This is a genomic window from Shewanella chilikensis (assembly GCF_037953065.1).
In the GTDB taxonomy this organism is placed as follows: Bacteria; Pseudomonadota; Gammaproteobacteria; order Enterobacterales; family Shewanellaceae; genus Shewanella; species Shewanella chilikensis.
Window position 1 is genome coordinate 331,054 of sequence record NZ_CP149966.1, and the last position, 13,441, is coordinate 344,494.

Below are 13,441 nucleotides of genomic sequence, written 5' to 3' on the forward strand. Positions count from 1 at the left end.
TGACCTGAGCAAAACTTTTTTACTTGACTTTTGATTGGTGGGAAGTCAGCGCCAGTGCGCTCTGGCGCCGCCTTTACCGCTATTTGCGTACTCCTGTCAAGCGGCTCCAATCTTCTTTGTGAACGGCTTCGTCCATCTCGAACCATTGAGCGTAAAATTCGCGGATCTCTTCGGCTTGTTCCTGCAGTAAACCGGACAGCGCCAGTTTGCCACCCGGGCGCACCAACTCGGCGATCAGGGGGGCCAGTTCCCGCAGCGGTCCGGCCAAAATGTTGGCAACCAACACATCGGCCTGAATACCTTTGGGTTGATCTTCAGGCAGATAGAGGCTGAGTCTGTCATCCACGCCGTTGCGTTTGGCATTGTCGCGGGAGGCGTCTATCGCCTGGTAGTCTATGTCTATGCCTATGGCGTTGGTTGCGCCCAGCTTGAGACCGGCGACCGCCAGAATGCCGGAACCACAGCCGAAGTCGACCAGCTGTTTACCTTGCAGATCCAGGCCATCGAGCCACTCCAGGCACAGGGCCGTTGTGGGATGAGTGCCTGTGCCAAAGGCCAGGCCGGGATCCAGGATCACGTTGACGGCTTCAGGCTCCGGGATTTCACGCCAGCTGGGACAGATCCACAGGCGCTTGCCGAACTGAATGGGGTGGAAGCTGTCCATCCATTCGCGTACCCAGTCTTTATCTTCTATCTGCTCAATCTTGTAGTTCAGCTTGCCTTCGAGGAAGGGCAGTTGCTTGAGCATCTCGACTGTGGGAGTCAGATCTGTGCCGGCATCGAACAGAGCGACCACCACAGTGTCGGCCCAAAGTGGGGTTTCTCCCAGTTTGGGCTCAAAAATCGGCGTATCTTTACCATCTTCAAAGGTGATGGACACGCTGCCTTCCTCCAGCAACAGGTCGCTGAGTGTCTCGGCGTGCTCGCTGCTGCTGTGGATACGTAACTGGATCCAGGGCATGGAATCTTCTCTCGTGGGGGACTATAAAGCGCTATTGTAAGCCATAGGTCACAGGCCTTGCCAGCACGCCGGGGTAAAGAGGGTGGAGTGAAACCCGGTTTCAGCTTTGGCCCGTTAATGGCGGAATTTACGGTAACTTACTGTCTTTTCTGTTTCAAAGTTTCAAATAAACGTTTGATTTATATTGGTTAATTGGTATTACCTCTGTTTTGCTGAAAGTGGTTTATTTGTGAGCATGATCAGATAATCCCCCACTTTCGATTGAGGCAGGTCACATTCAGACTCCTTGGCCATTGGCGCAGTTTGGCTGTGAGTTATGTTGTAGATCCCAAGGATCTGTACCCAAAAAACATGCTGACAAAATATCACATCCCTGAGCGCTGGCTCGGTCATGCCAACAGCCATTACTGGTCGGCCAGAGCCGATCGCCTGCAGAGTGCCACCGGCATTTTGCTGGGCATGTTTCTGTTGGCGCATCTTCACTTCGAATCCAGCATCATGCTGGGCAAAGAGGCTTTCTATAAGGTAGTGCAGGTGCTGGAAGGCGGTTGGTTCAGTGCCACTGGCCACGGTTATCCACTGCTGACGCAACTCTTCTCTGTGTTCATTCTGCTGGTGGTGATACTGCATGCCGCCATGGCGCTCAGGCGTTTTCCGGCGCAGCTCGGCCAATGGCGGGCGCTGCGCAGCCACCTGCATTTGATTAAACACCGCGACAGCCACGCCTGGTTCTGGCAGTTGGCCACCGGCTTTATCCTGTTCTTCCTGGTGCCCATGCACCTGGTCACCATGATAGCCAATCCGGAAATCGGCCCCAATATGTCGGCCTACCGGGTCTGGCATGACAACACCTGGCTGCTGTATATCTTGCTGCTGCCTGCAGTGGTGATCCACGCCATGATAGGCCTGTATCGGGTGGCGGTGAAATGGGGCCTCAGCTTTAACCGCACTGGCCTGAGAAAAATAGCCAAGCTATTGATTGTCTATCTTATCGTGCTTGGATTAGGCAGTTTGGTGACCTATATGCTGCTAGGCAATGAGCTGAGCCTGCCGTTGCAGCCGTTCGTTCCCGGTTAACTCAATATCAGTTAAAGGTAAATTAACCGGCAGAAGTTTGATCTGCCTCAGGGTTCGTTTGCCCTTTGTGATCCACATTGGTTTGACTATCTTTAAGCGGTTAAGCCATTGGATGACAGGGAGAATACGAATGATACGACTGAGTGAGCGCTGGGGCGGCTGGTTGGATCTGGGGCAGAGTGCTTCAGGCGTGTTGTTGGCGCTGTTTTTGTGGACTCACCTGTTGCTGGTGTCTTCAATATTGCTGGGGGCGCCGGCAATGGAATGGGTGGCCCGCAATATGGAGCTGAGTTTTCTCAGTGATGGTGGCCACGGCTATCCCTGGGTGGTGAGCCTGATAGCCATAGCCGTTGCCGGGTTGGCGTTGTTGCACGTGCTGGTGGCCTTGCACAAATTGCCTTTGTCGCTCAAGCAGCAAAAGGCTCTGAAACAGCAACTAGTGCAAATTGATCATGGCGATACCCGCTTGTGGGTGTGGCAGGCTGCTACCGGAGTGGTGATTTTGCTGTTGCTTCCTGTGCATCTTTGGTTGGTGGGTTCGGCCCCGGAAACCATAGGGCCACAGGGATCGGCCGACAGGATTTGGAACCAGTATGCCTGGGCCTTGTACCTGCCACTGCTGCTGACCGTGGAGTTACATGCCGCCATAGGACTGTACCGGGTGGCATTGAAATGGGGCGCGGCGCGGGATCTCAACAGCCGGGCGCGCCTTAGAAAAATTAAAACCATACTCAGTGTGGCGTTTGTCGCCGTAGGTCTGGCGTCCTTGCTGGCTTTTTGGCCCCACGCGAGCTGAGTATTGATAACCCAAACAGATAGCTTTCGGGTAAACGGCATTGGGCCGTCCCATAAGGAGTGTGTGTGAAACTCATCTATACGGATTCGTTGGTTGTCGGCGCCGGATTGGCGGGTCTGCGGGTAGCCATCGCTTCCAAAGAGCGTGGCCTGGATACCCTGGTACTGTCGCTGATCCCTGCCAAGCGTTCCCATTCGGCCGCGGCCCAGGGCGGTATGCAGGCCAGTCTCGGCAATACCGTCAAGGGCATGGGCGACAGCGAAGATGTGCATTTTCAGGACACGGTCAAAGGCTCAGACTGGGGCTGCGATCAGCAGGTGGCGCGAATGTTCGCCCACTGTGCTCCCAAGGCGGTACGTGAGCTGGCCAACTGGGGCGTACCCTGGACCAGGGTGACTGCCGGGCCGCGTCAAGTGGTGGTCAATGCCGAAAAGGTGACTCTGGAAGAAGCCGCCGAGGCTCACGGGCTGATCAATGCCCGCGACTTTGGCGGTACCAAGAAATGGCGCACCTGTTACACCGCCGATGGTACCGGCCATTCGCTGCTGTATGCGGTGGACAATAAGGCGATCTCCATGGATATCCCGGTGCATGAACGGGTCGAGGCGCTGAAACTCATCCACGATGGCAACCGCTGCCATGGGGTTATTGCACGCTGTTTGATCACCGGTGAACTCAGGGCCTATATCGCCCGGGCCACCACCATAGCCACAGGCGGCTATGGCCGTATCTATGAAGTGTCCACCAATGCAGTGATCTGTGAGGGTATAGGCCAGGCGCTGGCGCTGGAAACCGGGGTCGCGACCCTTGGTAATATGGAAGCCGTACAGTTCCACCCCACGGCCATAGTGCCCGTGGGAATTCTGACCACTGAGGGCTGCCGCGGTGACGGTGGCTTGCTGCGGGATAAAGACGGCTACCGCTTTATGCCTGACTATGAGCCGGAAAAGAAAGAGCTGGCCTCCCGTGACGTGGTATCACGGCGGATGACAGAACATATGCGTAAGGGCAAGGGAGTCGACAGCCCCTATGGCCCGCACCTGTGGTTGGATATCACCCTGCTGGGGCGCAAGCATGTGGAAACCAACCTGCGGGAAGTCAAAGAGATCTGTGAGAACTTCCTCGGCATAGATCCGGCTGAAGAGTGGATCCCGGTGCGGCCGACCCAGCACTATTCCATGGGCGGTATTCGCACCAATCATACAGGAGAGAGCCCGCAGCTCAAGGGGCTGTTCAGTGTCGGCGAGGCGGCCTGTTGGGACATGCATGGCTTTAACCGTCTGGGCGGTAATTCGCTGGCGGAAACCGTGGTCGGCGGCATGATCATAGGCAAATATGTGGCCGACTTCTGCGAGCAGGAGGAGCTGGTGCTGGATACGGCGTTGGTGCAGCGTTTCCGTGATGAGCTCAACCAGGAGATAGACGAGCTGCTGGCTCGGGAGCAGGGCGAGAGCCCGTTTGAGCTCAAGCGCCTGATGCAAAGAGTGATGATGGACTATGTCGGCATCTTTCGTAACGGCCCTGAGCTGGAAAAGGCGGTGGCCGAACTCAAGGATTTGCTGGCTCGCTCGCGCAATATTGTCGTCACCTGCAAGAAGCGCCACGCCAACCCCGAGTTGGTTGAGGCCCTACGGGTCAGGCGTATGCTTAAGGTGGCGCTGACTGTGGCCTGCGGCGCCCTGGCGCGCACCGAGAGTCGTGGTGCCCATGCCCGCGAGGATTACCCGCAGCGTAACGACAAAGACTGGCTCAGCCGTACCCTGGCCAGCTGGCCGGACGCCGATGCGCTGGAGCCTGTGCTCAGCTACGAGGCGCTGGATGTGATGCAGATGGAACTGCCGCCCGGTTATCGCGGCTATGGTGCCGACAATGCCATTGCCCATCCGGATACCGCCAAACGCGAGCAGGAGATTGCTGCCATTCTCGCGACTTTGGGGCCGGATGCCGGCGCTGAAGACAAGCAGCGGGCGCTGATGCCGTTCGAACTGCCGGAAAGCCTGCGCCCCGGCAACGAGCGCCTGAGCGACCGCCTGGCTTACCCACAAACTTCAACCCCTTCTCAGCCTAACCCTGCCGGAGATGACAACGCATGAGTGGCCGCACTTTAACCTTCAGGATCTTCCGTTACGACCCACAGCAAGCGGGAGACAAGCCACAAATGGTGGACTATCAACTGCAAGAAACCCCGGGGATGACGGTATTTATCGCCCTCAATCGCCTCAGGGAGGAGCAGGACCCATCGTTGCAGTTCGACTTTGTCTGTCGCGCCGGGATTTGCGGCAGCTGCGCCATGGTGATCAACGGCTTTCCTACCTTGGCTTGCCGTACCTTGACCGCCAAATATCCAGATGGACTGATCACTTTGATGCCGCTGCCAGGCTTTGAGCTGATAGGGGATCTGTCGGTCAACACTGGCAAGTTTATGCGTGAGCTGGCTGAAAGGCTCAAGCTGTGGCTGCACCCCAAGCCGGATCAGCAGGATATCCACCATCTGGAAGCCCCGATGGACCCGGAGGAAGCCGCCAGACTCTATGAACTGGAGCGCTGTGTGGAGTGCGGTGTCTGTGTCTCGGCCTGCGCCACCAAGCAGATGCGCGACACCTTTGTCGGCGCCGTCGGCATGATGAAAATCGCTCGTTTCGAGCTGGATAGCCGCGATGCCCGCAGCGCCGAGGACTTCTATCATGTGATAGGCAATCAGGATGGGGTGTTCGGTTGTATGACCCTGCTGGGATGTCAGGATAACTGTCCTAAAGACTTGCCCCATATGCAGCAGATAGCCTACCTGCGCCGCAAGATGGCCAGTACCTTGCTTTAAACTATGCCTTCAGAGAACTAAGCCCTTAAAGAGCTAAGCTGAGGTTCAAACAGAAAAGCCCGGAAAATTCCGGGCTTGTTTGTTGACTGTTGAGTCTGGCTAACAGAGTGAAAGCCGTTATGCCTGCTCGCGGGCGATGGCGCGATAGCCTATGTCGGTTCTGAAATAGACATCGTCCCAATGGACTTCATCCACCAGGGCATAAGCGGCCTGTTGGGCCTCGGTCACTGTGTTGCCCAACGCGGTGGCGCACAATACCCGGCCGCCATTGGTGACTACATGGCCATCGACCATCTTGGTACCGGCGTGGAACACCTTGGCTTCATTATTGCCGAGCGACAGCCCTTCGATAACATCACCCTTGCGGTAATCATCAGGATAGCCCCCGGCGGCCATGACCACACCGACGGCGGCGCGCTGATCATATTCGGCGCTGACCTTGTCCAGCTCACCACGGCAGGCGGCCAGGCAGAGATCCACCAGATCCGACTTGAGGCGCATCATGATAGGTTGAGTCTCGGGGTCGCCAAAGCGGCAGTTGTATTCCAGCACCTTGGCGCTGCCATCGGCGGCAACCATCAAGCCGGCATAGAGGAAGCCGGTGTAGACATTGCCTTCGGCGGCCATGCCGTCAACCGTTGGCCGGATAACATTGGCCATGACCCAATCATGCACTGTTTGGGTGACGACCGGCGCCGGGGAGTAAGCACCCATGCCGCCTGTGTTGGGGCCGTTGTCGGCGTTGTCACGGGCCTTGTGATCCTGGCTGGTGGCCATAGGCAGAATATTGTTGCCGTCGACCATCACGATAAAGCTGGCTTCTTCGCCGCGCAGAAACTCCTCAACGACCACTCTGGAGCCGGCTTCGCCGAACTTGTTGCCTGCCAGCATATCGTCGATGGCGGCATCGGCCTCGGTTTGATCCTGGGCGATGATTACCCCTTTACCTGCGGCCAGACCATCGGCCTTGATCACCACAGGGAAACCAGTGCGACCGGCAAGCTCGGTAACATAGGCCTTGGCCGGGGCAATTTCAGTGAAGTTCTGGTAGTCGGCGGTTGGGATCCGGTGGCGGGCAAGAAAGTCTTTGGTAAAGGCCTTGGAGCCTTCCAGTTGCGCCGCCGCTTCGGTGGGGCCAAAGATATTCAGGCCTTCGGCGCGGAAGGCATCGACTACACCCAGTACCAGAGGGGCCTCTGGGCCGACTATGGTGAGGGCTATCTGTTGTTGCTTGGCAAAGGCCAGCAGCGCCGGGATATCTGTGGCTTCTATCGCCAGGTTTTCCAGCTTGGGCTCCAGCGCCGTGCCGGCATTCCCCGGAGCAACAAATACGGTTTCCACGGCGGCAGATTGCGCTGCCTTCCAGGCCAGGGCATGTTCACGACCACCACCACCAATCACGAGTACTTGCATCTTCTTATCCTTTTTCGCTTAACGCCTTGCGGGCAGGTTCAGGCCGGGCAGGGCTTTGTTACGGCGAATCGCCGGAGGTTATTCCGGCGATAAGTTCATTGCATCAGTGCAGGCCGGTTTGGGCCTGCTGACTATCAGTGACGGAAGTGGCGCATATTGGTAAATACCATGGCCATTCCATGCTCGTCTGCAGCGGCAATCACCTCTTCATCGCGGATTGAGCCACCGGGTTGAATGATGCAGCTGATACCGGCAGCAGCAGCGGCATCGATACCGTCACGGAAGGGGAAGAAGGCATCGGATGCCATCACTGAACCTTCCACGACCAAGCCTTCATCGGCGGCCTTGATACCGGCGATTTTGGCGCTGTAGACCCGGCTCATTTGACCTGCGCCCACCCCTATGGTCATGCCGTCTTTGGCATAAACAATGGCGTTGGACTTAACGAACTTGGCGACCTTCCAGCAGAACAGCAGATCTTTGATTTCTTCGGCAGTAGGTTGACGCTTGCTGACCACCTTGAGGTCGGCCTCGGTCACCATGCCTTGATCTCTGTCCTGGATCAGCAGACCACCGTTGACCCGCTTGTAATCCAGGCCCTTGGTGCGGCCTTGCCACTGACCGCATTCAAGCAGACGGACATTGGCTTTCTTGGCAACCAGCTCGCGGGCTTGCTCGCTGACCTTAGGAGCGATGATCACTTCAACAAACTGACGCTCGACAATGGCCGCCGCGGTAGCGCCGTCCAGCTCACGGTTGAAGGCGATGATGCCGCCGAAGGCTGAGGTAGGGTCTGTCTTGAAGGCGCGGTTGTAAGCGTCTAGTAGATCGCTGCCCAGGGCGACACCACAGGGGTTGGCATGCTTGACGATAACGCAGGCGGGTTGCTCAAATTCCTTGACGCATTCCAGCGCGGCGTCGGTGTCGGCGATATTGTTGTAAGACAGCGCCTTACCTTGCAGCTGCACGGCAGTGGCGACCGAGGCTTCGTCTGTGTTGAGGTCAACATAGAAGGCGGCGCTCTGGTGGCTGTTCTCGCCGTAGCGCAGATCTTGCTTCTTCAGCAACTGAGTGTTGAAGGTGCGCGGGAACTTGGAATCCTGGTGACACTCGTCCTTGCTGTGGGCCGGAACCTGAGTACCGAAGTAGTTGGCTATCATGCCATCATAGGCGGCCGTATGTTCAAAGGCGGCAATGGCCAGATCGAAACGGGTCGCCAGAGTAGTTGAGCCCTGGTGGGCCGCCATTTCTGCCAGTACGCGTTGATAGTCAGAGGCGTTGACCACTATGGTGACATCTTTATGGTTCTTGGCCGCGGCGCGCACCATGGTCGGGCCGCCGATATCGATATTCTCTATGGCGTCTTCCAGGGTACAACCCGGTTTGGCAACGGTTTCGGCGAAGGGGTAGAGGTTAACGGCCACCAGGTCAATCGGGCCTATGCCGTTGGCTTCCATGACGGCTTCGTCCTGGCCACGACGGGCGAGAATACCGCCATGCACTTTGGGATGCAGTGTCTTGACCCGGCCATCCATGATCTCTGGGTGACCTGTGTAGTCTGAAACTTCAATGACAGGTATAGCGTTATCCGCCAGCAAGCGGGCGGTGCCTCCGGTGGACAGCAGTTCAACGCCCTGGGCATGCAGCGCCTTGGCGAACTCCAGGATTCCGGTCTTATCAGATACGCTCAAGAGCGCGCGACGTATGGGTCTGGCATTATTCATTTGGGTACAGTATTCCACTTTTTTATATTCAAGGATCTTTCGGAAAACCAGGCAGTGCTGATTTGCATTGTTTTCCAAAAGTCCCTCGAATGGTCCGGGAACCCTCAAGGCGCGCTGTATTTTAACGTAAAACAATTTGTGGCGGTGTTTTTTCTACGCGTTTCACAATATTGCTCTGCGAACAAGCCAAAACCCCGAAGCGGGATAAAAAACACTTGACCTTGGATTAAGCTCTAAGCTTTATACTTGAATAGGAATTATTAGCAGGAACTGCATATGTACAGGATAGGTGAACTGGCCAAGCGCTTTGATATCAAGGCCGACACCCTGAGGTTTTACGAGAAACACGGCCTGCTGGCACCCTCTATGCGCACCGACTCTGGTTACCGGGTCTATAGCGACAGGGATGCCGAGCGGCTGAAGTTTATTCTCAGGGCCAAGGCGGTGGGTTTTACCCTGGGGGAGATAGCCGAGCTTTTGTCCATTGAACTGGATAAGTCCAACCGTGCCTGCAGCGATGTCAAAGGCATGGTGGACGACAAGTTGGATAAGGTGCAACAGAAAATTGCCGAGCTTAACCAGTTCCGCCAGTCTTTGCAGTTACTGTCAGACACTTGCTGTGGCGGCCCGGAAAGTGCCGAGCATTGTTCGATTTTGGAGGCGTTGGAGTCCTGTGACGACGAGCTGTCCCCCAGAGTCGAAACCGGCAAGGGTCACAATCACAGTCATGCCAATAGCCGTGCAAGTAGGGGCGCAAAATCATGTTGATGGATAATTTTATTGAGCTGTTTCTCGAGTCAGCCCCCTGGCTGCTATTGGGGCTGGTGCTGGCGGGGCTGCTGAAGGTTTTTGTTCCCATGAGCTGGATGCAAAAGCAATTGGGGGGCCATGGCCTCAAGACCACGGTCAAGGCGGCCCTGCTGGGCGCGCCTTTGCCGCTGTGTTCCTGCGGCGTTATCCCGGCCGCTGTTGGCCTGAGACGCAGCGGCGCCTCCAAGGCGGCTACCACCTCTTTTCTGGTATCGACCCCTGAAACCGGCGTCGATTCGGTCACTGTCTCCTATGTTCTGCTCGGCCCCTTTATGGCGATTGTCAGGCCCATTGCCGCGGTGTGCAGTGCCATAGTGGCAGGTTTGCTGGTTGGTCGCGATGATGAGCCGGCTTTGCCCTCTGAGGCAGTGAAGAAGAGCGATCCGGAAGGGGCTCAAGTCAAAACTGCGGCTCAGTTCAAGCCGGTAGGCGCCGCCAACTACAGTCCTCTCAAGGCCGCGCCGACACAAGCTCAGAGTTCCTGCTGTGCCCCGGCCAAGGTGCAAGAGGCAGACTGCTGCAGTACGGCTAAGATCAGTACCGCTAAGGCCAGCACCGCCGGCAGCTCTTGTTGCTCTTCAGTCAAGGAGGAAGCCACTCAGTCCTGCTGCTCTCAACCTAAGGTAGAGGCGGCTTCATGTTGTTCATCATCGCAATCGGCCTCAAGTTGCTGCGACAGTGACGACATGGCAGCTGAACTCAAGTCGAAGTCTGTCTTGCATAGAGTGCTGGCCGGTCTCAAGTATGCCGCCACGGATCTGGTGCGTGACACCGCCATCTGGTTGCTGGTGGGGTTGTTCTTTGCCGCACTGGTACAGACCTATGTGCCGGGAGACTTCCTGGCCCAATGGGGCGGCGGTATTCTGGCCATGCTGGTGATGGTTCTCATCTCAATCCCCATGTATATCTGTGCCACTGCTTCGACGCCGATAGCGGCAGGTTTGCTGCTGGCCGGGGTTTCCCCGGGCGCCGTGTTGGTGTTTATGCTGGCGGGACCTGCCACCAACATAGCCACCCTGGGCGTAGTCGCTAAAGAGATGGGTAAACGGGCGCTTTACGGCTATCTTGGCGGGGTACTCGGAGTGGCGCTGCTGGCTGGAATGCTGGTGAACCTGCTGGTGGCGAACTTTGGTTTTGAAGTGATGCCGCAGATAGGGGAAGAGCACCAGTTACTGCCACAGGCCGTGGTCAACTGGTCGGGGATTGTTCTGGCGCTGCTGATGGCCAAGGTGATTTACGATAAGATCCCCAGGCGTTGGCTGCGGCGGGATTGCTGCTCCGGCTGACACTCCACTGCACAAGGGAAAGGCGCTCGATTGAGCGCCTTTCGTTTTATCTATTGCCAAACAGGGGCTGCGAAAGGAGAGGGTCATTTGCCTTGTTTGATATTCTCCACAGGATTGAGTTTGGCCTGCTTCTTGGCCATTTTGGCGGCCCGCTTCTCCTTGGCAGAGTGCATGGGTTTCTTCTTTTGCTCTTTGCTGTTTTTGTGCTCTTTCATGGTGTTGATTCCATTGATAGCGAAAGCCTGGCTGGGGTTTTTCTCCCCGCTTCCTGCAATTTAAGATCCACTTACAGCTGGCATACCGGTCAGTCAGACACCGGCGTGATTCAACCAGTTGGTCGGCCTGGGCCGACCTGGATATTTTACGCCTGTTGCCGAAATACTGCTGTCGGCTTCAATAGAATATTTGAGAATAACGCTTTGCTTTTGAGATGGTATTTGACTAAGGAGCGCGAACAAGTTTTATCTGTGCACTGTGTCGGCTTGCATGCCTGAATGCAAGGCGCGGTTCGCAGCCAATGGCCCTGGTCCTTTGCGAGAATTTCCCAAGAGTATTTCACTACAAAGTGGCCAGGTTCGTGCGAAAGGTTGTGCGAGAGAGCGAGTGAAAGCCTGGGCGAATCAGTCTCTGCCACAACCTTCCTTTAAAGCGCTTCCGCCTTGAGCATGGCTCTTGGGCGTCTGGCACGGTACTGCACCAGGCTGACCCCGGTCAGCACCAAGGCCCCGCCGACATAGTGAGGGACTCCCAATTGCTCATCCAGTAACGTGGAAGCCAGCACTGCGGTGAAGATTGGCATCAGATTCATAAAGATGGCGGTTCTCTCTGTACCCAGCAGGGCAATCGCCTTGATCCAGGCCCAAGGCGCCAGAATCGAGGCACAGATAGCGGCATAAGCTATCAAGGGCAGTGAAGCCTGAGTGATGCTGATACTGCTGGCAAAGAGCAGCAGGGGCGACAGCATGAACACGGCGAACAGTATCTGCATATACAGCAGGTCCCAGGTCGGCAGTTGCAGCGACCAGCGTTTTAACAGCACGCCGTAGAGGGCGTAGACCACGGCGGCCAGCAACAACAAGAGATCGCCGGGTACCACAGAGGTTGACAGCCGGGCCAAGTCGCCTTGGCTGAGCATAAACAGTAAGCCGCTGAAGGAGATAAAAGCGCCCAGCAGTGCCAATTTGGAGAGCCTTACTCCGAGCAAAGGCACCGCAAGTAACAGGCTGAGAACCGGCACCAGAGAGGTGATCAGCGCCATATTGGTGGCGCTGGTGGTCGCGGCGGCAAAATACGCCAGGCTTTGGTTCAGCACCATTCCCAAGCTAGCCAACACGGCGAGTTTGCCAAGATGAGGGCGAATCATGGCGCGGCGGCGCCAAACCCCGGGGAGCAGCACTGGGGTCAATAACAAAAGTGCAAAAGCCCAACGGTAGAAAGAGATGGCTTCCGGCGCTATAACATCGGCGGAGAGTTTATTAACCAGACTATTGCCGGCCCAGATGGCTACCGCCAATAATGGAAAAAGATACAAAAAAGGACTCCTCAGCCCTAAGAACAAGGCTTAACAGATAGATAATAGGGGCAGATTATTCCACGTCTTATGTGATATACATATCTGCTATCAGACAAGTTCAATCCGCCTTCGGACATTTGCATATGGCCAACATCTATCATCCACCTGAGCAGCATCCCGGTGACGGCTCACAGGTGTTTTTCTATTACCAGCAGTTTTCACCCGATACGCTGACACCCATGCACAGCCATACCTGGGGGCAACTGCAATTGAGTCGCGGTGGTTTGATGGAGCTGGTGGCACAAGGGCGGCGCTTTATGTCGTTGTCGCAGTGCGGTATCTGGATCCCGGCCGGTATAAAACATGAGAGCTACATGCGCCGCTGCGTACAGTACAGTTCAATGAATGTGCCGCAGGAACTGGCTACCAGGCTGCCCAAGCACATCTGCCTGCTGGAGTTGAGTCCGATAGCGGAAGCTATTTTGATGGACTTGAACTCAAGAGGTGTTGAGCTGGCCCATACGCCTGAGGATCAAAGGCTGCTTAAGGTGCTATTGGATCAATTGAGTCTGGCCAGGGAAGTGCAGCCTTTTTTACCGGTAACCGACCATCCCATGTTGCAAGCTATAGCTGCCGAGCTGGAAGCCGTACCTGAGGGCGGGCGCAGTTTTGCTGCCTGGGCAGATACCTTGGGGACAACAGAACGCACTTTGGCGCGCTTGTGTCAGTCAAAGCTTGGAATGAACTATACCGAGTGGCGGCAACGCTATCGCTTCATCCACAGTTTGCAGCTGCTGCGGCAAGCGATATCAGTAAAAGAGGTGGCATTGACGCTGGGGTATCATCAGACCTCGCCCTTTATTAGTTTGTTTCGCAAGTATGCCGGTTGTACACCACAGGCTTACAGGCAACAACTGGCCCAAGGAAGTGCGCTTGTTCTTCCTTGAAAAAAAGGGGCGCCTAAAGGCGCCCAAAAGGTGGCTCGAAACTAAGCTCTCTAGCTTGGGCTTACTCCTGATCTGCGCGTTTTTCGCGCTTTTCCC

At 56.2% G+C, this 13,441-nt stretch carries 12 protein-coding genes; 7 read left to right on the top strand and 5 right to left on the bottom strand.

What is annotated here, in order from left to right; translation table 11 throughout:
- Window positions 1–79: 79 nt before the first annotated feature.
- Complete coding sequence (gene prmA / locus WKR14_RS01630; RefSeq protein ID WP_025011337.1) at window positions 80–961, bottom strand: 50S ribosomal protein L11 methyltransferase; 882 nt, start codon at window positions 959–961, stop codon at window positions 80–82.
- Between the two features lie 351 nt (window positions 962–1,312).
- Here prmA and WKR14_RS01635 point away from each other — a divergent pair, with 351 nt between their 5' ends.
- From WKR14_RS01635 to WKR14_RS01650, 4 genes are all read left to right on the top strand, one after another.
- A complete protein-coding gene (locus tag WKR14_RS01635) occupies window positions 1,313–2,038 on the top strand; it encodes a fumarate reductase cytochrome b subunit (protein ID WP_101057624.1) in 726 nt (241 codons plus the stop codon).
- A gap of 130 nt (window positions 2,039–2,168) precedes the next feature.
- Entirely contained in the window at window positions 2,169–2,834 is a 666-nt protein-coding gene (locus WKR14_RS01640) for a fumarate reductase cytochrome b subunit (RefSeq protein WP_165564321.1), read from the top strand.
- Between the two features lie 65 nt (window positions 2,835–2,899).
- Complete coding sequence (locus tag WKR14_RS01645) at window positions 2,900–4,927, top strand: fumarate reductase flavoprotein subunit (RefSeq protein ID WP_101057627.1); 2,028 nt, start codon at window positions 2,900–2,902, stop codon at window positions 4,925–4,927.
- The gene (locus WKR14_RS01650; RefSeq protein WP_028781383.1) at window positions 4,924–5,652 is read left to right on the top strand and encodes a fumarate reductase iron-sulfur subunit; all 729 of its coding nucleotides are present in this window, start codon (window positions 4,924–4,926) and stop codon (window positions 5,650–5,652) included. The genes WKR14_RS01645 and WKR14_RS01650 overlap by 4 nt, the downstream gene beginning before the upstream one ends.
- Before the next feature lie 117 nt (window positions 5,653–5,769).
- Here WKR14_RS01650 and purD read toward each other — a convergent pair whose 3' ends face one another.
- A complete protein-coding gene (gene purD, locus WKR14_RS01655; protein ID WP_109247137.1) occupies window positions 5,770–7,065 on the bottom strand; it encodes a phosphoribosylamine--glycine ligase in 1,296 nt (431 codons plus the stop codon).
- A gap of 134 nt (window positions 7,066–7,199) precedes the next feature.
- A complete protein-coding gene (purH, locus tag WKR14_RS01660; RefSeq protein ID WP_039035254.1) occupies window positions 7,200–8,789 on the bottom strand; it encodes a bifunctional phosphoribosylaminoimidazolecarboxamide formyltransferase/IMP cyclohydrolase in 1,590 nt (529 codons plus the stop codon).
- A 276-nt stretch (window positions 8,790–9,065) separates the two neighbouring features.
- On the opposite strand from purH, the gene zntR reads away from it, so the two are divergent.
- On the top strand, window positions 9,066–9,557 hold the full coding sequence (zntR, locus tag WKR14_RS01665; RefSeq protein WP_039035242.1) for a Zn(2+)-responsive transcriptional regulator: 492 nt from the start codon (window positions 9,066–9,068) through the stop codon (window positions 9,555–9,557).
- A complete protein-coding gene (locus WKR14_RS01670; RefSeq protein ID WP_335923320.1) occupies window positions 9,551–10,885 on the top strand; it encodes an SO_0444 family Cu/Zn efflux transporter in 1,335 nt (444 codons plus the stop codon). Before zntR ends, WKR14_RS01670 begins: the two co-directional genes overlap by 7 nt.
- Before the next feature lie 83 nt (window positions 10,886–10,968).
- Here WKR14_RS01670 and WKR14_RS01675 read toward each other — a convergent pair whose 3' ends face one another.
- On the bottom strand, window positions 10,969–11,100 hold the full coding sequence (locus WKR14_RS01675) for a hypothetical protein (protein ID WP_263619495.1): 132 nt from the start codon (window positions 11,098–11,100) through the stop codon (window positions 10,969–10,971).
- Between the two features lie 428 nt (window positions 11,101–11,528).
- A complete protein-coding gene (locus tag WKR14_RS01680) occupies window positions 11,529–12,416 on the bottom strand; it encodes a DMT family transporter (protein WP_165564325.1) in 888 nt (295 codons plus the stop codon).
- A gap of 125 nt (window positions 12,417–12,541) precedes the next feature.
- Here WKR14_RS01680 and WKR14_RS01685 point away from each other — a divergent pair, with 125 nt between their 5' ends.
- The gene (locus tag WKR14_RS01685) at window positions 12,542–13,345 is read left to right on the top strand and encodes an AraC family transcriptional regulator (RefSeq protein WP_165564326.1); all 804 of its coding nucleotides are present in this window, start codon (window positions 12,542–12,544) and stop codon (window positions 13,343–13,345) included.
- The last annotated feature ends 96 nt before the right edge of the window (window positions 13,346–13,441 follow it).